The sequence below is a fragment of the Enterobacter sp. MGH119 genome (assembly GCF_001037675.1).
Classification (GTDB): Bacteria; Pseudomonadota; Gammaproteobacteria; order Enterobacterales; family Enterobacteriaceae; genus Enterobacter; species Enterobacter hormaechei_C.
The window spans coordinates 1-18,063 of sequence record NZ_KQ089933.1 but is presented as its reverse complement, the minus strand read 5'-3'; the positions used below and the strand labels follow the sequence as shown (position 1 = coordinate 18,063).

Here is an 18,063-nt window from a genome sequence, read left to right as displayed (position 1 = left end):
GGTAGAGGTGTAAGATGGCTCACATCGAAAAACAGGCTGGCGAACTGCAGGAAAAGCTGATCGCGGTAAACCGCGTATCTAAAACCGTTAAAGGTGGTCGTATTTTCTCCTTCACAGCTCTGACTGTAGTGGGTGATGGCAACGGTCGCGTTGGTTTTGGTTACGGTAAAGCGCGTGAAGTTCCAGCAGCGATCCAGAAAGCGATGGAAAAAGCCCGTCGCAATATGATTAACGTCGCGCTGAACAACGGTACCCTGCAACACCCAGTTAAAGGTGTTCACACGGGTTCTCGTGTATTCATGCAGCCAGCTTCCGAAGGTACCGGTATCATCGCCGGTGGTGCAATGCGCGCCGTTCTGGAAGTTGCTGGAGTTCATAACGTTCTGGCTAAAGCATATGGTTCCACCAACCCGATCAACGTGGTTCGTGCAACTATTGATGGCCTGGAAAATATGAATTCTCCAGAAATGGTCGCTGCCAAGCGTGGTAAATCCGTTGAAGAAATTCTGGGGTAATTGACCATGGCAAAGACTATTAAAATCACTCAAACCCGCAGTGCAATCGGTCGTCTGCCGAAACACAAGGCAACGCTGCTTGGCCTGGGTCTGCGTCGTATTGGTCATACCGTTGAGCGCGAGGATACTCCTGCTGTTCGTGGTATGGTCAACGCGGTTTACTTCATGGTTAAAGTTGAGGAGTAAGAGATGCGTTTAAATACTCTGTCTCCGGCCGAAGGCTCTAAAAAGGCGGGTAAACGCCTGGGTCGTGGTATCGGTTCTGGCCTCGGCAAAACCGGTGGTCGTGGTCACAAAGGTCAGAACTCTCGTTCTGGCGGTGGCGTACGTCGCGGTTTCGAGGGTGGCCAGATGCCACTGTACCGTCGTCTGCCGAAGTTCGGCTTCACCTCTCGCAAAGCAGCGATCACAGCGGAAATCCGTCTGTCTGACCTGGCGAAAGTTGAAGGCGGCGTTGTAGACCTGAACACGCTGAAAGCGGCTAACATTATCGGTATCCAGATCGAGTTCGCGAAAGTGATCCTGGCTGGTGAAGTTTCTACTCCGGTAACTGTTCGTGGCCTGCGTGTTACTAAAGGTGCTCGTGCTGCTATCGAAGCTGCTGGCGGTAAAATTGAGGAATAAGTAGCAGATGGCTAAGCAACCGGGATTAGATTTTCAAAGTGCCAAAGGTGGATTTGGCGAGCTGAAACGCAGACTGCTGTTTGTAATCGGCGCGCTGATTGTGTTCCGTATTGGCTCTTTTATTCCGATCCCTGGTATTGATGCCGCTGTACTTGCCAAACTGCTTGAGCAACAGCGAGGCACCATCATTGAAATGTTCAACATGTTCTCTGGTGGTGCTCTCAGCCGTGCTTCTATTTTCGCACTGGGTATTATGCCGTACATTTCGGCATCAATTATTATCCAGCTGCTGACGGTCGTTCATCCGGCCCTGGCAGAGTTGAAGAAAGAAGGGGAGTCTGGACGTCGTAAGATTAGCCAGTACACCCGTTACGGCACTCTGGTGCTGGCAATATTCCAGTCGATCGGTATTGCTACCGGTCTTCCGAATATGCCTGGTATGCAGGGCCTGGTATTAAACCCAGGCTTTGCATTCTATTTCACCGCTGTTGTAAGTCTGGTCACAGGGACCATGTTCCTGATGTGGCTCGGCGAACAGATTACTGAACGAGGTATCGGTAACGGTATCTCAATCATTATCTTCGCCGGTATCGTTGCGGGTCTCCCGCCGGCCATCGCCCATACTATCGAGCAAGCGCGTCAAGGCGACCTGCACTTCCTCCTGTTGCTGTTGGTTGCAGTATTAGTATTTGCAGTGACGTTCTTTGTTGTCTTCGTTGAACGTGGTCAACGCCGCATTGTGGTGAACTACGCTAAACGTCAGCAGGGTCGTCGTGTCTATGCTGCACAGAGCACACATTTACCGCTGAAAGTGAATATGGCGGGGGTTATCCCGGCTATCTTCGCTTCCAGTATTATTCTGTTCCCGGCAACCATCGCGTCATGGTTCGGGGGCGGTACTGGTTGGAACTGGCTGACAACAATTTCGCTGTATTTGCAGCCTGGGCAACCACTTTATGTGTTACTCTATGCGTCTGCGATCATCTTCTTCTGTTTCTTCTACACGGCGTTGGTCTTCAACCCGCGTGAAACAGCAGATAACCTGAAGAAGTCCGGTGCATTTGTACCAGGAATTCGTCCGGGAGAGCAAACGGCGAAGTATATCGATAAAGTAATGACTCGCCTGACTTTGGTTGGTGCGCTTTATATTACTTTTATCTGCCTGATCCCGGAGTTCATGCGTGATGCAATGAAAGTACCGTTCTACTTCGGTGGGACCTCACTGCTTATCGTTGTTGTCGTGATTATGGACTTTATGGCTCAAGTGCAAACTCTGATGATGTCCAGTCAGTATGAGTCTGCATTGAAGAAGGCGAACCTGAAAGGCTACGGCCGCTAACTGGTCGCCTGAGAAGTTACGGAGAGTAAAAATGAAAGTTCGTGCTTCCGTCAAGAAATTATGCCGTAACTGCAAAATCGTTAAGCGTGATGGTGTCATCCGTGTGATTTGCAGTGCCGAGCCGAAGCATAAACAGCGCCAAGGCTGATTATTTCGCATATTTTTCTTGCAAAGTTGGGTTGAGCTGGCTAGATTAGCCAGCCAATCTTTTGTATGTCTGTACGTTTCCATTTGAGTATCCTGAAAACGGGCTTTTCAGCATGGTGCGTACATATTAAATAGTAGGAGTGCATAGTGGCCCGTATAGCAGGCATTAACATTCCTGATCAGAAACATGCTGTGATCGCATTAACTTCGATCTACGGCGTCGGCAAGACCCGTTCTAAAGCCATTCTGGCTGCAGCGGGTATCGCTGAAGATGTTAAGATCAGTGAGCTGTCTGAAGAACAAATCGACACGCTGCGTGACGAAGTTGCCAAATTTGTCGTTGAAGGTGATCTGCGCCGTGAAATCAGCATGAGCATCAAGCGCCTGATGGATCTTGGTTGCTATCGCGGTTTGCGTCATCGTCGTGGTCTGCCAGTACGCGGTCAGCGTACTAAGACCAACGCACGTACCCGTAAGGGTCCGCGCAAACCGATCAAGAAATAATCGGGGTGATTGAATAATGGCAAAGGCACCAGTTCGTGCACGTAAACGTGTAAGAAAACAAGTCTCTGACGGCGTGGCTCATATCCATGCTTCTTTCAACAACACCATCGTTACTATTACTGATCGTCAGGGTAACGCATTGGGTTGGGCAACAGCCGGTGGTTCCGGTTTCCGTGGTTCTCGCAAATCCACTCCGTTCGCAGCTCAGGTTGCAGCAGAGCGTTGCGCTGAAGCCGTAAAAGAATACGGCATCAAGAATCTGGAAGTTATGGTTAAAGGTCCGGGTCCGGGTCGTGAATCTACTGTTCGCGCTCTGAACGCCGCTGGTTTCCGCATCACGAATATTACTGATGTGACTCCGATCCCTCATAACGGTTGTCGTCCGCCGAAAAAACGTCGCGTATAACGCTCGTTTTTTAGGTTAGTTGGAGATAGAAAATGGCAAGATATTTGGGTCCTAAGCTCAAGCTGAGCCGTCGTGAGGGCACCGACTTATTCCTTAAGTCTGGCGTTCGCGCGATCGATACCAAGTGTAAAATTGAACAAGCTCCTGGCCAGCACGGTGCGCGTAAACCGCGTCTGTCTGACTATGGTGTGCAGTTGCGTGAAAAGCAAAAAGTTCGCCGTATCTACGGTGTGCTGGAGCGTCAGTTCCGTAACTACTATAAAGAAGCAGCACGTCTGAAAGGCAACACAGGTGAAAACCTGCTGGCTCTGCTGGAAGGTCGTCTGGACAACGTTGTATACCGTATGGGCTTCGGCGCGACTCGTGCTGAATCACGCCAGCTGGTTAGCCATAAAGCAATCATGGTAAACGGTCGTGTTGTTAACATCGCTTCTTATCAGGTTAAAGCGAATGACGTTGTTAGCATTCGTGAGAAAGCGAAAAAGCAATCTCGCGTGAAAGCCGCTCTGGAGCTGGCTGAGCAGCGTGAAAAGCCAACCTGGCTGGAAGTTGATGCTGGCAAGATGGAAGGTACGTTCAAGCGTCAGCCAGAACGTTCTGATCTGTCTGCGGACATTAACGAACACCTGATCGTCGAGCTTTACTCCAAGTAAAGCTTAGTACCAAAGAGAGGACACAATGCAGGGTTCTGTGACAGAGTTTCTAAAACCGCGCCTGGTAGATATCGAGCAAGTGAGTTCGACGCACGCCAAGGTGACCCTTGAGCCTTTAGAGCGTGGCTTTGGCCATACTCTGGGTAACGCACTGCGCCGTATTCTGCTCTCATCGATGCCGGGTTGCGCGGTGACCGAGGTTGAGATTGATGGTGTACTTCATGAGTACAGCACCAAAGAAGGCGTTCAGGAAGATATCCTTGAAATCCTGCTCAACCTGAAAGGGCTGGCGGTGAGAGTTCAGGGTAAAGATGAAGTTATTCTTACTCTGAATAAATCTGGCATTGGCCCTGTGACTGCAGCCGACATCACCCACGACGGTGATGTTGAAATCGTCAAGCCGCAGCACGTGATCTGCCACCTGACCGATGAGAACGCAGCTATTAGCATGCGTATCAAAGTTCAGCGCGGTCGTGGTTATGTGCCGGCTTCTGCCCGAATTCATTCGGAAGAAGATGAGCGCCCAATCGGCCGTCTGCTGGTCGACGCATGCTACAGCCCTGTAGAGCGTATTGCCTACAATGTTGAAGCAGCGCGTGTAGAACAGCGTACCGACCTGGACAAGCTGGTCATCGAAATGGAAACCAATGGCACAATCGATCCTGAAGAGGCGATTCGTCGTGCGGCAACCATCCTGGCAGAACAACTGGAAGCTTTCGTTGACTTACGTGATGTACGTCAGCCGGAAGTGAAAGAAGAGAAACCAGAATTCGATCCGATCCTGCTGCGCCCTGTTGACGATCTGGAATTGACTGTCCGCTCTGCTAACTGCCTCAAGGCAGAAGCTATCCACTATATCGGTGATCTGGTACAGCGTACCGAGGTTGAGTTGCTGAAAACGCCGAACCTGGGTAAAAAATCTCTTACCGAGATTAAAGACGTGCTGGCTTCACGTGGTCTGTCTCTGGGCATGCGCCTGGAAAACTGGCCACCGGCAAGCATTGCTGACGAGTAACCGGATCACAGGTTAAGGTTTTACTGAGAAGGATAAGGTCATGCGCCATCGTAAGAGTGGTCGTCAACTGAACCGCAACAGCAGCCATCGCCAGGCTATGTTCCGCAACATGGCAGGTTCACTGGTTCGTCATGAAATCATCAAGACGACCCTGCCTAAAGCGAAAGAGCTGCGTCGCGTAGTTGAGCCGCTGATTACTCTTGCCAAGACTGACAGCGTTGCTAATCGTCGTCTGGCATTCGCCCGTACTCGTGATAACGAGATCGTGGCAAAACTGTTTAACGAACTGGGCCCGCGTTTCGCGAGCCGTGCCGGTGGTTACACTCGCATTCTGAAGTGTGGCTTCCGTGCAGGCGACAACGCGCCGATGGCTTACATCGAGCTGGTTGATCGTTCAGAGAAAGCAGAAGCTGCTGCAGAGTAATCTGTAGTAACGTAAAAAAACCCGCCTCGGCGGGTTTTTTTATATCCGCAGAATCTCCACTTATCTACAATGTCTGTATCTTTTCTGCTCACCCCCTGGAGTTCATTATGTGGTTGCTCGATCAGTGGGCTGAACGCCATATTTGCGATGCCCAAAACAAAGGCGAGTTCGAAAATCTTCCCGGCAGCGGTGAGCCGCTGATTCTGGACGATGATTCACATATTCCCCCTGAATTACGGGCCGGTTATCGCTTACTGAAAAACGCAGGTTGTTTACCGCCTGAGCTTCAGCAACGTAATGAAGCCGTCGAGCTTGCCGATCTGCTTAAAGGCATTCATAAGAATGACCCGCGGTACTCTGAAATCAGTCGTCGGTTGGCGCTCATAGAGCTAAAACTGCGCCAGACGGGAATGAATACTGACTTTTTGCATGGTGAGTACAGTGAAAGGTTAATACAAAAAATAAACAAGGAGTAGCCATGTACCGCATAGGTGAACTTGCGAAGCTTGCTAACGTAACGCCGGATACTATCCGCTACTACGAAAAGCAGCAGATGATCGATCATGAGGTCAGAACGGAAGGTGGATTTCGCCTTTATACGGATAACGACCTGCAACGCCTTCGTTTTATCCGCTATGCACGGCAACTCGGCTTCACGCTGGAGTCGATCCGTGAACTGCTGTCGATCCGTATCGATCCTGAACATCATACGTGTCAGGAATCTAAAAGCATCGTTCAGGCCCGGCTGGATGAAGTTGAAGGACGCATTCAGGAACTGCAAGCCATGCAGCGATCTCTGCAAAGGTTAAATGACGCGTGCTGCGGTACCGCTCATAGCAGTGTTTATTGCTCAATACTGGAAGCTCTTGAACAGGGCGCCAGTAGTGAAACTCAGGGTTGTTGATTTTTTATCAGCCAGGGACTAGACTCCCGCCGACATTAACTATGCTCAGGAGAGATGATGAGCCGCTATCAGCATACTAAGGGACACATTAAGGATAACGCCATTGAGGCATTGCTTCACGACCCACTTTTCAGACAGCGAGTTGAGAAGAACAAGAAAGGAAAAGGGAGTTATTTACGTAAAGGTAAACATGCACAACGGGGTAACTGGGAGGCCAGTGGCAAGCAAGCTAATCGCTTTTTTACCACTGGCCTTTCTGTTTCTGTCTCCTGATTAAACGCGGTTATTCTGCTCTTTTAACAGATCGCGAATTTCAGTCAGTAAGACTTCTTCTTTAGTTGGTGCTGGCGGGGCAGCAGCCGGTTCTTCTTTTTTACGGTTAAGTCTGTTGATAAGTTTGATCGCCATGAAAATGGCAAATGCCACGATCACGAAATCAAATACGTTCTGAATGAATACGCCGTAGTGCATTACAACCGCAGGGATATCGCCCTGAGCTTCCCGAAGGGTGAAGGCGAATTGTTTGAAATCAATGCCTCCAATCAACAGTCCTAACGGCGGCATAATAATGTCGGCGACTAATGATGAAACGATCTTACCGAACGCCGCACCAATAATGACACCCACAGCCAAATCCACTACATTCCCGCGCATCGCAAATTCGCGAAACTCTTTAATAAAACTCATTATGTTCTCCTTGTGCCAGCTGACGCCTATAAGTTTAACAAATGATTAGCTAATTGCCATTGGGGATAAATAATCGTTATGAAAATAAAAGGCATGAAAATTAGAAGGTTAATATTTGGGTGCTCTCGTCTGAGCACCCAAATCATTACAGGAAGAATGGACTTGGCTGGAATAAACGCTCGACGTCGGTAATAAATTTTTTATCGGTCAGGAACATAATAACGTGGTCACCCTGCTCGATACGTAAATTATCATTGGCGATCATGACATCGTTACCTCGCACTACGGCGCCGATAATGGTGCCTGGTGGAAGTTTAATTTCGTCGATCGCGCGACCAACAACGCGCGACGTCGTTTCATCACCGTGAGCGACGGCTTCAATGGCTTCAGCAACACCACGACGCAGAGACGACACGCCGACAATATCCGCTTTACGCACATGGCTTAGCAGGGCAGAGATGGTGGCTTGCTGGGGTGAAATAGCAATATCAATTACGCTACCCTGTACCAGGTCGACATAAGCCTTACGCTGGATAAGCACCATTACTTTTTTCGCCCCCATACGTTTAGCGAGCATGGCGGACATAATATTCGCTTCGTCGTCGTTGGTGACGGCAATAAAAAGATCAACCTGATCGATATGCTCTTCGGCCAGTAATTCCTGATCCGAAGCATCGCCATAAAACACGATAGTATTCTGAAGTTTTTCAGCTAGCTCCGACGCGCGCTGTTGATCTCGTTCGATCAGCTTCACGCTGTAGTCTTTTTCCAGCCGTCTCGCCAGACCTGCGCCAATATTACCGCCGCCAACCAGCATAATACGTTTATACGGTTTTTCGAGACGCTGAAGTTCACTCATCACCGCACGGATATGCTGAGAAGCCGCAATAAAGAAGACTTCATCCCCGGCTTCGACAATGGTGGAACCTTGCGGACGAATAGGTCTGTCGTGACGGAAAATCGCCGCAACACGCGTATCGATATGTGGCATATGCTCGCGCATTGTCGACAGGGCATTACCAATCAGCGGGCCGCCGTAATAAGCCTTCACGACCGCCAGGCTTACTTTCCCTTCAGCAAAGTTCACAACCTGCAACGCGCCCGGGTACTCAATCAGACGATAAATACTGTCGATAACCAACTGCTCAGGGGCAATAAGATGGTCGATAGGTACTGCTTCGGAATTAAACAGCTTTTCCGCATCCCGGACATAGTCCGGGGAGCGAATGCGGGCGATGCGGTTCGGTGTGTTGAACAGCGAGTAGGCCACCTGGCATGCAACCATGTTGGTTTCATCAGAACTGGTTACTGCAACCAGCATGTCGGCATCGTCCGCGCCCGCCTCACGAAGCACTCGAGGATGAGAGCCGTGCCCCTGCACAACACGAAGATCAAACTTGTCCTGCAAAACGCGCAGGCGATCGCCATTGGTATCCACAATGGTGATATCGTTGTTTTCGCCCACGAGATTTTCCGCCAGCGTTCCGCCAACTTGCCCTGCGCCCAGAATGATAATTTTCATCTTTCGTGACCTGTTCTCAACATCACTCTTTGATTAGCTTAGCGTAAAAGAAGCCATCACCCTCTTCTGCGCCCGGCAGGTTTTGCAGACCCGGGTGCTCAGGTGTTCCCGTATCATGCAGCGTCGCGTCCGGGGTGCGCTTCAGGAAAGCCGCAATTTGCTGACTGTTTTCTTCCGGAAGAACAGAGCAGGTTGCATACACCAAGGTTCCGCCGGGTTTGAGATGCGGCCAGATGGCATCCAGAATTTCGGATTGCAACTGGGCAAGCTCCTTGATATCACGATCGCGACGCAGCCATTTGATATCGGGATGACGACGAATTACGCCGGTTGCAGAGCAGGGGGCGTCCAGCAAAATACGATCGAACCGGGTAGCACCACACCAGTCTGCGGGTTTACGTCCATCGCCTTGCTTAACCTGTGCTTTCATACCCAGACGCTTGAGGTTGTCATAGACGCGTGAAAGACGCTGCTCATCAGCATCCACGGCCATCACGCTGGCCTGCGGCGCCACTTCCAGAATGTGCGTTGTTTTTCCCCCTGGCGCTGCACAGAGATCAAGGATCTGCTCCCCGTCTTTCGGTTCAAGCCAGGCCATGCACCCCTGAGCGGATGCGTCCTGTACCGTTACCCAGCCCTCTTCAAAACCGGGTAATGCATGTACCGGTGCAGGGGAGGCTAAACGAACCGCATCAGGATAAGCCGCGTGTGTGAAGCCGCTCATTCCGGTCTCTTCCAGCAGGGCCAGCCATGCGTCGCGGGTATGATGGTTACGATTGACGCGTAACCACATCGGCGGACGTTGGTTATTGGCATCCACAATGTCTTGCCATTGCTGTGGGTAGGCTTTTTTAAGGCGATTCAGCAGCCATTCTGGATGCAGGAAGCGCGCTTCGCTTTGCGCAAATTCTGCCAGCAGTTCGTCCTGCTGACGCTGGAACTGACGCAGTACGCCGTTAATCAATCCTTTCAGCTGGGGACGTTTAATCGCAACGGCACCTTCCACTGTCTCAGCCAGCGCAGCATGAGGTGGAATGCGGGTATGAAGAAGCTGGTAGAAACCGACCATGATCAAATAATGCACGGTACGTTGCTTGCCGCTCATCGGGCGTGACATCAGCTTATTAATTAACCATTCAAGCTGAGAGAGGGTACGCAGCACGCCAAAGCACAGCTCCTGAAGCAGCGCTTTATCTTTATCGGAAACCTTTTGTTGCAGTGGAGGCAGGACATTACTCAGTGACTGGCCCTGCTCAATAACCTGCTCAACGGCCTGAGCCGCCATAGTGCGTAGATTTTGTCTTTTCATAACCGTAAAAATAAAAATGCCCGGAAACACCGGGCCTTAAGAATAAATTTGTTCAGGCAAGACGATTGCCAGGGATGAACCATTCACGACGGGAATTTAATAGATCCTGCGCGCTCATTGCCTTTTTACCGGCCGGTTGCAGCGATTCAAGATTCAGGATCCCTTCTCCGGTCGCAACCTGGATACCGTTTTTGCTGGCGTCGATAATCGTACCGGGCTCTGCTGATGTATTGCCGTTAATAACTGAAGCTTTCCAGACTTTCACTGGCTGCTCATCAATCATCATCCAGCTCATCGGCCACGGATTAAAGGCGCGGATGCAGCGTTCGAGTTGAGCTGCTGACAGGGACCAGTCGATCCGGGCTTCTTCTTTACTCAGTTTTTCAGCATAGGTCACCTGTGCCTCATCCTGCACTTCAGGTGTCGCTGTATTGTCAGCAAGCTGTTGCAACGTCTCAATCAGCCCCTGCGGACCGAGATCCGCCAGCTTGTCATACAGCGTGGCGCTGGTATCTTCTGCGGTAATGGGACACGCCAGTTTATACAGCATGTCGCCCGTGTCTAAACCTACGTCCATCTTCATGATTGTCACGCCAGTTTCAGCATCGCCTGCCCACAGAGCGCGCTGAATAGGGGCTGCACCGCGCCAGCGTGGGAGCAAAGAACCATGAACGTTAACACAGCCCAGGCGGGGCATATCGAGTACCGCTTTTGGCAGAATGAGGCCGTAAGCCACAACTACCATCACGTCAGCGTTCAGGTCTGCCACTAACTGCTGGTTTTCCTCAGGTCGTAATGACGCTGGCTGGAATACCGGTAAACCATGCGTTTCTGCCAGCACTTTAACCGGGCCAGGCATCAGTTTTTTACCGCGGCCAGCCGGACGATCCGGCTGAGTAAATACGCCAACAATCTGATGACCAGACGATAGCAGCGCGTCGAGATGACGCGCTGCAAAATCAGGGGTACCCGCGAAGATTATACGTAGTGATGTAGACACGTTATTCCTTGTATCCGGGGGGCGTTAAGCGCGAGAACGCAAACGATCCAGTTTCTCAACTTTCTGACGAATACGCTGTTGCTTCAGAGGTGAGAGGTAATCGATAAACAGTTTACCGACCAGGTGATCCATCTCATGCTGAATGCAAATCGCCAGCAGATCGTCGGCTTCCAGCTCAAACGGATTGCCGTCACGATCCAGTGCGCGAATTTTAACTTTTTCGGCACGTGGCACCAAAGCGCGCTGTTCAGGGATAGACAGACAGCCTTCCTCAATGCCTGTTTCGCCGCTTTTTTCAAGCAGTTCAGGGTTGATCAGCACCAGACGCTCATCGCGATTTTCAGAAACGTCGATCACGATAATACGCTTGTGAATGTCTACCTGGGTCGCCGCCAGGCCAATGCCTTCTTCAGCGTACATGGTATCGAACATATCATCGACGATACGCTGAATTTCTGCATTCACTTCTTTAACCGGTTCCGCGACGATGCGAAGACGCTCGTCAGGAATATGTAACACTTGCAAAACTGCCATAAATTTCCAGAGTCGTGTTCAGGAGTTGATAAGAATATTACTTCTATTCTAGACAAATCCCCGGTCGATTGACAGCATCAGTGACCAATCGCAAAGATTGCTGAGGCTGCTTATGGCAGGGAAAAGGATGACGTCCACAGAGATATGGTTACGGCTTATAAACATCGGGTCGTTATACGGTGACGCGATGCTGGAGATTGCGCAGAGGCTGCTTCGCCAGGCAACCGTTGATGCTGAAGCTGTCAACGCGGCAGGGCTTTCGCCCAAACATGCCGTAAAGTTTTTTTCGTTCAGCGAGAGTGAGCTTGAACGTAGTCTGGAATGGCTGGAACACACCGACAACCACCTTCTCACGGCGGATGATCCTCGTTTTCCGCCATTGTTGCGTTCTATACCTGATTTTCCCGGGGCGCTCTTTGTGCAAGGCCGCGTCGACGTGCTTAATAGCATGCAGCTTGCGGTTGTGGGCAGCCGTGCGCCCTCGTGGTACGGCGAGCGTTGGGGGAAAATGCTCAGTGAACAGCTGTCCCAATGTGGCTTTACGATCACCAGTGGCCTGGCTTGCGGCATCGACGGTGTGGCACATCATGCGGCGTTGTCAGCAAAAGGGCGAAGTGTCGCCGTGCTTGGCAATGGTCTTTTTAGTCTCTATCCGCGTCGTCATCACATTCTGGCTGAGCAACTTATCGCTTCTGAGGGGGCGATAGTATCTGAGTTTTCACTTTCGACATCGCCCAGACCGGGTAACTTTCCACGGCGTAACCGGATCATCAGCGGGTTAAGCCAGGGCGTGCTGGTGGTCGAAGCTGCGATTCGAAGTGGATCGCTGGTTACTGCAAGGTGCGCACTGGAGCAGGGGCGTGAAGTTTTTGCGCTGCCCGGCCCGTTGGGGAACCCTGGCTGCGAAGGCCCTCACTGGCTGATAAAACAGGGGGCGACGCTGGTGACCTGTAAAGAGGATATCCTGGAAAATTTGCAGTATGGATTGCATTGGTTGCAGGATGATCTCCAAAAGCGACATATTTCATCGGATCAGGAGGCCGTAGCATTGCCATTTCCCAAGCTCCTGGCTAACGTAGGAGATGAGGTAACACCTGTTGACGTTGTCGCTGAACGTGCCGGCCAACCTGTGCCAGTAACGGTAGCACAGCTACTCGAACTGGAGTTAGCAGGGTGGATCGCAGCTGTACCCGGCGGCTATGTCCGATTAAGGAGGGCATGCCATGTTCGACGTACTGATGTATTTGTTTGAGACTTACATCCACAACGAAGCAGAAATGCAGGTGGATCAGGACAAATTAACACGGGATCTGACCGACGCAGGTTTTGAGCGGGAAGATATTTATAATGCGTTGATGTGGCTGGATAAGTTGGCTGATTATCAGGACGGCCTCGCCGAACCGATGCAGCTTGCTTCTGACCCATTGTCTGTGCGCATCTATACAGCTGAAGAGTGTGAAAGGCTGGATGCCAGCTGCCGGGGATTCATTTTATTCCTCGAGCAGATTCAGGTGCTAAACCTCGAAACGAGAGAGATGGTGATAGAGCGCGTCATGGCGCTGGATACTGCTGAATTTGAACTGGAAGATCTGAAATGGGTGATCCTGATGGTGCTGTTCAACATTCCAGGCTGTGAAAATGCCTATCAGCAAATGGAAGAATTACTCTTTGAAGTGAATGAAGGTATGCTGCATTAATTCTATGTGCAGCAACAAGAGTTGTTATGGCCAAATCAGCACTCTTCACGGTGCATAAAAACGAGCCCTGCCCACAGTGTGGGGCTGAACTTGTTATTCGGTCCGGGAAACACGGTCCGTTTCTCGGTTGTTCACACTATCCGGAATGTGATTATGTCCGTCCCCTGAAGAGCCAGGCGGACGGACATATCGTCAAAATTCTGGAGGGACAGCTTTGTCCGCTCTGCGGCGGCGAACTGGCGCTGCGGCTGGGGCGGTTCGGGATGTTTATCGGATGCAGCCGCTACCCGGAATGTGATCATACGGAACAAATTGATAAACCAGATGAAACGGCAATTGCCTGCCCTCAGTGCCAGCGTGGTCAATTGGTGCAGCGCCGCTCTCGTTATGGCAAGACCTTCCATTCGTGCGATCGCTATCCCGAATGCCAGTTCGTTATCAATTTCAAACCAGTAGCGGGCGTCTGCCCTCATTGCGATTATCCGTTACTTATAGAAAAGAAAACCGCGCAAGGCTTGAAACGCTTTTGCGCCAGTAAACAATGTGGAAAGCCGGTTTCGGCGGATCAAATCAGTGAATAATAACCTGCCATCAGGCTCCATCGCGCAGGCGGTGGAAATCCTGAAAAAAGAAGAAGTCATCGCCTATCCAACAGAAGCCGTTTTCGGGGTCGGGTGCGATCCTGACAGCGAAGTCGCCGTTAACCGTCTGCTGGCGCTAAAACAGCGGCCTGTGGAAAAAGGATTGATTTTGATCGCTGCGAACTACGCGCAGCTTAAGCCTTATATTGATGATTCCATGCTGACGCCTGCACAGCGGGAAACCATTTTCTCTGCGTGGCCTGGTCCCGTGACGTTTGTTTTTCCTGCACAACCGACAACGCCGCGCTGGTTAACCGGGCGTTTCGATTCACTTGCGGTACGCGTTACCGACCATCCGCTGGTGGTGGAGTTATGCCAGGCATTTGGTAAACCTCTGGTTTCAACCAGCGCCAACCTGACCGGGCTTCCCCCCTGTCGGACAACCGAAGAAGTTCTGGCGCAGTTCGGGAGTGATTTCCCGGTAGCCGTCGGTGAAACCGGTGGCCGTCTTAACCCGTCAGAAATTCGCGATGCCTTGACCGGCGAACGTTTTCGCCAGGGATAATGTGATGGAAACCTATGCTGTTTTTGGTAACCCGATCGCGCACAGCAAGTCGCCTCTGATCCATCAGCTGTTTGCAGAGCAATTGCAGATAGATCACCCGTATGGTCGGGTTCTTGCGCCTGTTGATGCATTTATACCGACGCTGAATAACTTTTTTGATGCGGGTGGTAAAGGTGCGAACGTCACGGTGCCTTTTAAAGAAGAGGCTTTCGGGCGTGCAGATGAGCTGACCGAGCGTGCGTCGCTCGCTGGTGCCGTCAATACTCTTAAGCGGCTCGAAGATGGTCGCCTTCTGGGCGATAACACCGATGGCATAGGTTTACTCAGCGATCTGGAGCGACTGTCGTTTATTAAACCAGGCTTTCGGATCCTGCTGATCGGTGCGGGTGGCGCGTCGCGCGGCGTATTGCTTCCTCTTCTTTCGCTGGATTGTGCGGTGACAATCACCAACCGTACTTTCTCCAGAGCAGAAGAACTGGCGGCGTTGTTCGCACACACAGGCAGCGTAGCTGCGGTAGCACTTGAGGATCTCGCGGGTCACGAATTTGATCTTGTGATTAATGCCACCTCAAGCGGTATTAATGGAGAGATCCCGGCGATTCCTGCATCCCTGGTTCATTCCCACATCTACGCCTATGACATGTTTTATCAAAAAGGGAAAACGCCATTTCTGACCTGGTGCGAACAACAGGGGGCAAAACATGTGGCTGATGGTCTGGGCATGCTGGTGGGGCAGGCGGCTCATGCGGTGCTACTCTGGCATGGCGTGTTACCTGCTGTAGAACCGGTGATCGAAAAGCTGAAACAGGAACTGATGGCATGAATCAGGCGATTCATTTTCCCGACAGAGAAATCTGGGATGAAAACAAGCAAGCGGTGTGTTTCCCGGTGCTGGTGCATGGAATGCAGCTCACCTGTGCGATTAAAGGGGAGACGTTGCTTCAGCGCTTTGGTGGTTCAGATCCGTTAGCGGTCTTTTGTGAAAATCGCTGGGATCTGGAAGAGGAAGCCAGCGATTTGATCCGCGTACAGCAGGAAGACGATCAGGGCTGGGTCTGGTTATCCTGATCCAGATAGTCATTCTTCCATTTAACGTAATTGTTCGCTGAGTATTTCAATCCTTCGATCTCCGCCTCCTTTAGGGGGCGGATCTGTTTAACCGGACTGCCTAAATAGAGATAGCCACTTTCCAGGCGTTTGTTTTGCGGAACTAGGCTTCCTGCGCCAATCATTACGTCATCTTCTACTATGACGCCATCCAGCAAAATCGATCCCATCCCAACGAGAACCCTGTTACCGATTGTGCAGCCGTGGAGCATTACTTTATGACCGACGGTAACATCTTCCCCAATGATGAGCGGATTGCCCTCAGGGTTATATGATGACTTATGAGTCACATGCAGCACGCTGCCGTCCTGAATATTGGTGCGTGCACCGATTGCAACATAGTTAACATCGCCCCGGATCGCGACGAGTGGCCAGATGCTGACATCATCGGCCATGCGAACATCACCAATGACCACGCTGCTGGCATCGATCATCACGCGATCGCCTTTTTGGGGGAACAGATCTTTATAAGGACGTAATACTGCAAACATATCTACCTCGATACAGATGAGCGCTATTAAAGAAGACTTTGATCGTATTCCTGGATCGAGGCAAGGCAAAATGCGTCAATTTTTAAGCGGATCGGGTGGGTTTTCAGCGAAAAGCACGGAAAATCATCAGTTGGAAAAAAAGATCTAAAAAATACTTGTGCTAAAAACTGGGATCCCTATAATGCGCCTCCATCGACACGGCGGATGTGAATCACTTCACAAACAACCCGGTCGGTTGAAGAGAAAAAATCCTGAAAATCAGGGTTGACTCTGAAAGAGGAAAGCGTAATATACGCCACCTCGCGACAGAGCGCTGAAGCGCGTCGCAACTGCTCTTTAACAATTTATCAGACAATCTGTGTGGGCACTCAAAGTGACATGGATTCTTAACGTCCTCGGACGATAAATGAATACCAAGTCTCAACGAGTGAACACGTAATTCATTACGAAGTTTAATTCATTGAGCATCAAACTTTTAAATTGAAGAGTTTGATCATGGCTCAGATTGAACGCTGGCGGCAGGCCTAACACATGCAAGTCGAACGGTAACAGGAAGCAGCTTGCTGCTTCGCTGACGAGTGGCGGACGGGTGAGTAATGTCTGGGAAACTGCCTGATGGAGGGGGATAACTACTGGAAACGGTAGCTAATACCGCATAACGTCGCAAGACCAAAGAGGGGGACCTTCAGGCCTCTTGCCATCGGATGTGCCCAGATGGGATTAGCTAGTAGGTGGGGTAACGGCTCACCTAGGCGACGATCCCTAGCTGGTCTGAGAGGATGACCAGCCACACTGGAACTGAGACACGGTCCAGACTCCTACGGGAGGCAGCAGTGGGGAATATTGCACAATGGGCGCAAGCCTGATGCAGCCATGCCGCGTGTATGAAGAAGGCCTTCGGGTTGTAAAGTACTTTCAGCGGGGAGGAAGGCGATAAGGTTAATAACCTTGTCGATTGACGTTACCCGCAGAAGAAGCACCGGCTAACTCCGTGCCAGCAGCCGCGGTAATACGGAGGGTGCAAGCGTTAATCGGAATTACTGGGCGTAAAGCGCACGCAGGCGGTCTGTCAAGTCGGATGTGAAATCCCCGGGCTCAACCTGGGAACTGCATTCGAAACTGGCAGGCTAGAGTCTTGTAGAGGGGGGTAGAATTCCAGGTGTAGCGGTGAAATGCGTAGAGATCTGGAGGAATACCGGTGGCGAAGGCGGCCCCCTGGACAAAGACTGACGCTCAGGTGCGAAAGCGTGGGGAGCAAACAGGATTAGATACCCTGGTAGTCCACGCCGTAAACGATGTCGACTTGGAGGTTGTGCCCTTGAGGCGTGGCTTCCGGAGCTAACGCGTTAAGTCGACCGCCTGGGGAGTACGGCCGCAAGGTTAAAACTCAAATGAATTGACGGGGGCCCGCACAAGCGGTGGAGCATGTGGTTTAATTCGATGCAACGCGAAGAACCTTACCTACTCTTGACATCCAGAGAACTTAGCAGAGATGCTTTGGTGCCTTCGGGAACTCTGAGACAGGTGCTGCATGGCTGTCGTCAGCTCGTGTTGTGAAATGTTGGGTTAAGTCCCGCAACGAGCGCAACCCTTATCCTTTGTTGCCAGCGGTTAGGCCGGGAACTCAAAGGAGACTGCCAGTGATAAACTGGAGGAAGGTGGGGATGACGTCAAGTCATCATGGCCCTTACGAGTAGGGCTACACACGTGCTACAATGGCGCATACAAAGAGAAGCGACCTCGCGAGAGCAAGCGGACCTCATAAAGTGCGTCGTAGTCCGGATTGGAGTCTGCAACTCGACTCCATGAAGTCGGAATCGCTAGTAATCGTGGATCAGAATGCCACGGTGAATACGTTCCCGGGCCTTGTACACACCGCCCGTCACACCATGGGAGTGGGTTGCAAAAGAAGTAGGTAGCTTAACCTTCGGGAGGGCGCTTACCACTTTGTGATTCATGACTGGGGTGAAGTCGTAACAAGGTAACCGTAGGGGAACCTGCGGTTGGATCACCTCCTTACCTTAAAGAACCTGCCTTTG

Annotated in this window: 25 protein-coding genes and 1 rRNA gene; 20 read left to right on the top strand and 6 right to left on the bottom strand. The window is 51.2% G+C overall.

All coding sequences use genetic code 11. The annotated features are described in order from the left end of the window. The first annotated feature begins 14 nt into the window (after window positions 1-14). The 13 genes from rpsE (at window position 15) to SK53_RS18640 (ending at window position 6,804) form a co-directional block, all read left to right on the top strand. Window positions 15-515 carry a 30S ribosomal protein S5 gene (rpsE, locus tag SK53_RS18700; protein ID WP_003863299.1) on the top strand — a complete coding sequence of 167 codons (501 nt, stop codon included), beginning with the start codon at window positions 15-17 and terminating at the stop codon, window positions 513-515. Between the two features lie 6 nt (window positions 516-521). Continuing rightward, window positions 522-701 (top strand): 50S ribosomal protein L30, encoded by a 180-nt coding sequence (gene rpmD / locus SK53_RS18695; RefSeq protein WP_003863301.1) that lies wholly within the window; start codon window positions 522-524, stop codon window positions 699-701. A 3-nt stretch (window positions 702-704) separates the two neighbouring features. Further along, window positions 705-1,139, top strand: a complete 435-nt coding sequence (rplO, locus tag SK53_RS18690; protein ID WP_003863304.1) for a 50S ribosomal protein L15 — start codon at window positions 705-707, stop codon at window positions 1,137-1,139. A gap of 7 nt (window positions 1,140-1,146) precedes the next feature. Continuing rightward, window positions 1,147-2,478, top strand: coding sequence for a preprotein translocase subunit SecY (gene secY, locus SK53_RS18685; RefSeq protein WP_003863305.1), 1,332 nt, complete (start codon window positions 1,147-1,149; stop codon window positions 2,476-2,478). Window positions 2,479-2,509: 31 nt separating this feature from the next. After that, complete coding sequence (gene rpmJ / locus SK53_RS18680; protein WP_000868187.1) at window positions 2,510-2,626, top strand: 50S ribosomal protein L36; 117 nt, start codon at window positions 2,510-2,512, stop codon at window positions 2,624-2,626. 146 nt (window positions 2,627-2,772) lie between these two features. Next, the gene (rpsM, locus tag SK53_RS18675; RefSeq protein ID WP_003863308.1) at window positions 2,773-3,129 is read left to right on the top strand and encodes a 30S ribosomal protein S13; all 357 of its coding nucleotides are present in this window, start codon (window positions 2,773-2,775) and stop codon (window positions 3,127-3,129) included. Window positions 3,130-3,145: 16 nt separating this feature from the next. Next, complete coding sequence (rpsK, locus tag SK53_RS18670) at window positions 3,146-3,535, top strand: 30S ribosomal protein S11 (RefSeq protein WP_003863312.1); 390 nt, start codon at window positions 3,146-3,148, stop codon at window positions 3,533-3,535. A 32-nt stretch (window positions 3,536-3,567) separates the two neighbouring features. Continuing rightward, window positions 3,568-4,188: a 30S ribosomal protein S4 gene (gene rpsD / locus SK53_RS18665; RefSeq protein WP_003863314.1), complete on the top strand. Its 621-nt coding sequence runs from the start codon at window positions 3,568-3,570 to the stop codon at window positions 4,186-4,188. A 25-nt stretch (window positions 4,189-4,213) separates the two neighbouring features. Next, on the top strand, window positions 4,214-5,203 hold the full coding sequence (gene rpoA, locus SK53_RS18660) for a DNA-directed RNA polymerase subunit alpha (protein WP_002919219.1): 990 nt from the start codon (window positions 4,214-4,216) through the stop codon (window positions 5,201-5,203). A 40-nt stretch (window positions 5,204-5,243) separates the two neighbouring features. Further along, window positions 5,244-5,627, top strand: a complete 384-nt coding sequence (gene rplQ, locus SK53_RS18655; protein WP_001216368.1) for a 50S ribosomal protein L17 — start codon at window positions 5,244-5,246, stop codon at window positions 5,625-5,627. 107 nt (window positions 5,628-5,734) lie between these two features. Further along, window positions 5,735-6,103, top strand: a complete 369-nt coding sequence (locus SK53_RS18650; RefSeq protein WP_023314932.1) for a DnaJ family domain-containing protein — start codon at window positions 5,735-5,737, stop codon at window positions 6,101-6,103. A 2-nt stretch (window positions 6,104-6,105) separates the two neighbouring features. Continuing rightward, window positions 6,106-6,531: a Zn(2+)-responsive transcriptional regulator gene (gene zntR / locus SK53_RS18645; protein WP_003863328.1), complete on the top strand. Its 426-nt coding sequence runs from the start codon at window positions 6,106-6,108 to the stop codon at window positions 6,529-6,531. Window positions 6,532-6,588: 57 nt separating this feature from the next. Continuing rightward, window positions 6,589-6,804 carry an alternative ribosome-rescue factor A gene (locus tag SK53_RS18640; RefSeq protein ID WP_022651943.1) on the top strand — a complete coding sequence of 72 codons (216 nt, stop codon included), beginning with the start codon at window positions 6,589-6,591 and terminating at the stop codon, window positions 6,802-6,804. Here the strand turns inward: SK53_RS18640 and mscL are convergent, their stop codons facing one another. From mscL to def, 5 genes are all read right to left on the bottom strand, one after another. Further along, window positions 6,805-7,218 (bottom strand): large-conductance mechanosensitive channel protein MscL, encoded by a 414-nt coding sequence (mscL, locus tag SK53_RS18635; protein ID WP_003863335.1) that lies wholly within the window; start codon window positions 7,216-7,218, stop codon window positions 6,805-6,807. A 145-nt stretch (window positions 7,219-7,363) separates the two neighbouring features. Further along, window positions 7,364-8,740 (bottom strand): Trk system potassium transporter TrkA, encoded by a 1,377-nt coding sequence (trkA, locus tag SK53_RS18630; RefSeq protein WP_003863337.1) that lies wholly within the window; start codon window positions 8,738-8,740, stop codon window positions 7,364-7,366. A 22-nt stretch (window positions 8,741-8,762) separates the two neighbouring features. Next, window positions 8,763-10,049: a 16S rRNA (cytosine(967)-C(5))-methyltransferase RsmB gene (gene rsmB / locus SK53_RS18625; RefSeq protein ID WP_045344245.1), complete on the bottom strand. Its 1,287-nt coding sequence runs from the start codon at window positions 10,047-10,049 to the stop codon at window positions 8,763-8,765. A 52-nt stretch (window positions 10,050-10,101) separates the two neighbouring features. After that, entirely contained in the window at window positions 10,102-11,049 is a 948-nt protein-coding gene (gene fmt, locus SK53_RS18620) for a methionyl-tRNA formyltransferase (protein WP_047654358.1), read from the bottom strand. A gap of 24 nt (window positions 11,050-11,073) precedes the next feature. Next, window positions 11,074-11,583 (bottom strand): peptide deformylase, encoded by a 510-nt coding sequence (gene def, locus SK53_RS18615; protein ID WP_006812188.1) that lies wholly within the window; start codon window positions 11,581-11,583, stop codon window positions 11,074-11,076. 127 nt (window positions 11,584-11,710) lie between these two features. Here def and dprA point away from each other — a divergent pair, with 127 nt between their 5' ends. The 6 genes from dprA to SK53_RS18585 are packed head-to-tail and all read left to right on the top strand — an operon-like array spanning window position 11,711 to window position 15,494. After that, window positions 11,711-12,835 (top strand): DNA-protecting protein DprA, encoded by a 1,125-nt coding sequence (dprA, locus tag SK53_RS18610; RefSeq protein WP_048209877.1) that lies wholly within the window; start codon window positions 11,711-11,713, stop codon window positions 12,833-12,835. Then, window positions 12,807-13,280 (top strand): DUF494 family protein Smg, encoded by a 474-nt coding sequence (gene smg / locus SK53_RS18605; RefSeq protein ID WP_000460665.1) that lies wholly within the window; start codon window positions 12,807-12,809, stop codon window positions 13,278-13,280. The genes dprA and smg overlap by 29 nt, the downstream gene beginning before the upstream one ends. A 26-nt stretch (window positions 13,281-13,306) precedes the next feature. After that, a complete protein-coding gene (locus SK53_RS18600) occupies window positions 13,307-13,861 on the top strand; it encodes a DNA topoisomerase family protein (protein ID WP_022651940.1) in 555 nt (184 codons plus the stop codon). Next, window positions 13,854-14,426: an L-threonylcarbamoyladenylate synthase type 1 TsaC gene (tsaC, locus tag SK53_RS18595; RefSeq protein WP_003863353.1), complete on the top strand. Its 573-nt coding sequence runs from the start codon at window positions 13,854-13,856 to the stop codon at window positions 14,424-14,426. Before SK53_RS18600 ends, tsaC begins: the two co-directional genes overlap by 8 nt. 4 nt (window positions 14,427-14,430) lie before the next feature. Continuing rightward, window positions 14,431-15,249: a shikimate dehydrogenase gene (gene aroE / locus SK53_RS18590; protein ID WP_022651938.1), complete on the top strand. Its 819-nt coding sequence runs from the start codon at window positions 14,431-14,433 to the stop codon at window positions 15,247-15,249. After that, window positions 15,246-15,494, top strand: coding sequence for a DUF1488 family protein (locus tag SK53_RS18585; protein WP_003863356.1), 249 nt, complete (start codon window positions 15,246-15,248; stop codon window positions 15,492-15,494). Before aroE ends, SK53_RS18585 begins: the two co-directional genes overlap by 4 nt. On the opposite strand, the gene SK53_RS18580 is transcribed toward SK53_RS18585, so the two are convergent. Next, window positions 15,470-16,024, bottom strand: coding sequence for a gamma carbonic anhydrase family protein (locus SK53_RS18580; RefSeq protein WP_003863357.1), 555 nt, complete (start codon window positions 16,022-16,024; stop codon window positions 15,470-15,472). The genes SK53_RS18585 and SK53_RS18580 overlap by 25 nt on opposite strands. A 477-nt stretch (window positions 16,025-16,501) precedes the next feature. On the opposite strand from SK53_RS18580, the gene SK53_RS18575 reads away from it, so the two are divergent. Continuing rightward, window positions 16,502-18,043, top strand: a 16S ribosomal RNA gene (locus SK53_RS18575). The last annotated feature ends 20 nt before the right edge of the window (window positions 18,044-18,063 follow it).

Coding starts and splice junctions, on each gene's coding strand:
- rpmJ (WP_000868187.1), top strand. CDS start 2,510: ATGAAAGTTCGTGCTTCCGTCAAGAAATTATGCCGTAACTGCAAAATC.
- SK53_RS18650 (WP_023314932.1), top strand. CDS start 5,735: ATGTGGTTGCTCGATCAGTGGGCTGAACGCCATATTTGCGATGCCCAA.
- def (WP_006812188.1), bottom strand. CDS start 11,583: ATGGCAGTTTTGCAAGTGTTACATATTCCTGACGAGCGTCTTCGCATC.
- mscL (WP_003863335.1), bottom strand. CDS start 7,218: ATGAGTTTTATTAAAGAGTTTCGCGAATTTGCGATGCGCGGGAATGTA.
- SK53_RS18640 (WP_022651943.1), top strand. CDS start 6,589: ATGAGCCGCTATCAGCATACTAAGGGACACATTAAGGATAACGCCATT.
- rpoA (WP_002919219.1), top strand. CDS start 4,214: ATGCAGGGTTCTGTGACAGAGTTTCTAAAACCGCGCCTGGTAGATATC.
- rplQ (WP_001216368.1), top strand. CDS start 5,244: ATGCGCCATCGTAAGAGTGGTCGTCAACTGAACCGCAACAGCAGCCAT.
- SK53_RS18585 (WP_003863356.1), top strand. CDS start 15,246: ATGAATCAGGCGATTCATTTTCCCGACAGAGAAATCTGGGATGAAAAC.
- rpsD (WP_003863314.1), top strand. CDS start 3,568: ATGGCAAGATATTTGGGTCCTAAGCTCAAGCTGAGCCGTCGTGAGGGC.
- trkA (WP_003863337.1), bottom strand. CDS start 8,740: ATGAAAATTATCATTCTGGGCGCAGGGCAAGTTGGCGGAACGCTGGCG.
- secY (WP_003863305.1), top strand. CDS start 1,147: ATGGCTAAGCAACCGGGATTAGATTTTCAAAGTGCCAAAGGTGGATTT.
- rsmB (WP_045344245.1), bottom strand. CDS start 10,049: ATGAAAAGACAAAATCTACGCACTATGGCGGCTCAGGCCGTTGAGCAG.
- aroE (WP_022651938.1), top strand. CDS start 14,431: ATGGAAACCTATGCTGTTTTTGGTAACCCGATCGCGCACAGCAAGTCG.
- dprA (WP_048209877.1), top strand. CDS start 11,711: ATGACGTCCACAGAGATATGGTTACGGCTTATAAACATCGGGTCGTTA.
- rpsE (WP_003863299.1), top strand. CDS start 15: ATGGCTCACATCGAAAAACAGGCTGGCGAACTGCAGGAAAAGCTGATC.
- rpmD (WP_003863301.1), top strand. CDS start 522: ATGGCAAAGACTATTAAAATCACTCAAACCCGCAGTGCAATCGGTCGT.
- smg (WP_000460665.1), top strand. CDS start 12,807: ATGTTCGACGTACTGATGTATTTGTTTGAGACTTACATCCACAACGAA.
- SK53_RS18600 (WP_022651940.1), top strand. CDS start 13,307: ATGGCCAAATCAGCACTCTTCACGGTGCATAAAAACGAGCCCTGCCCA.
- SK53_RS18580 (WP_003863357.1), bottom strand. CDS start 16,024: ATGTTTGCAGTATTACGTCCTTATAAAGATCTGTTCCCCCAAAAAGGC.
- rplO (WP_003863304.1), top strand. CDS start 705: ATGCGTTTAAATACTCTGTCTCCGGCCGAAGGCTCTAAAAAGGCGGGT.
- zntR (WP_003863328.1), top strand. CDS start 6,106: ATGTACCGCATAGGTGAACTTGCGAAGCTTGCTAACGTAACGCCGGAT.
- rpsK (WP_003863312.1), top strand. CDS start 3,146: ATGGCAAAGGCACCAGTTCGTGCACGTAAACGTGTAAGAAAACAAGTC.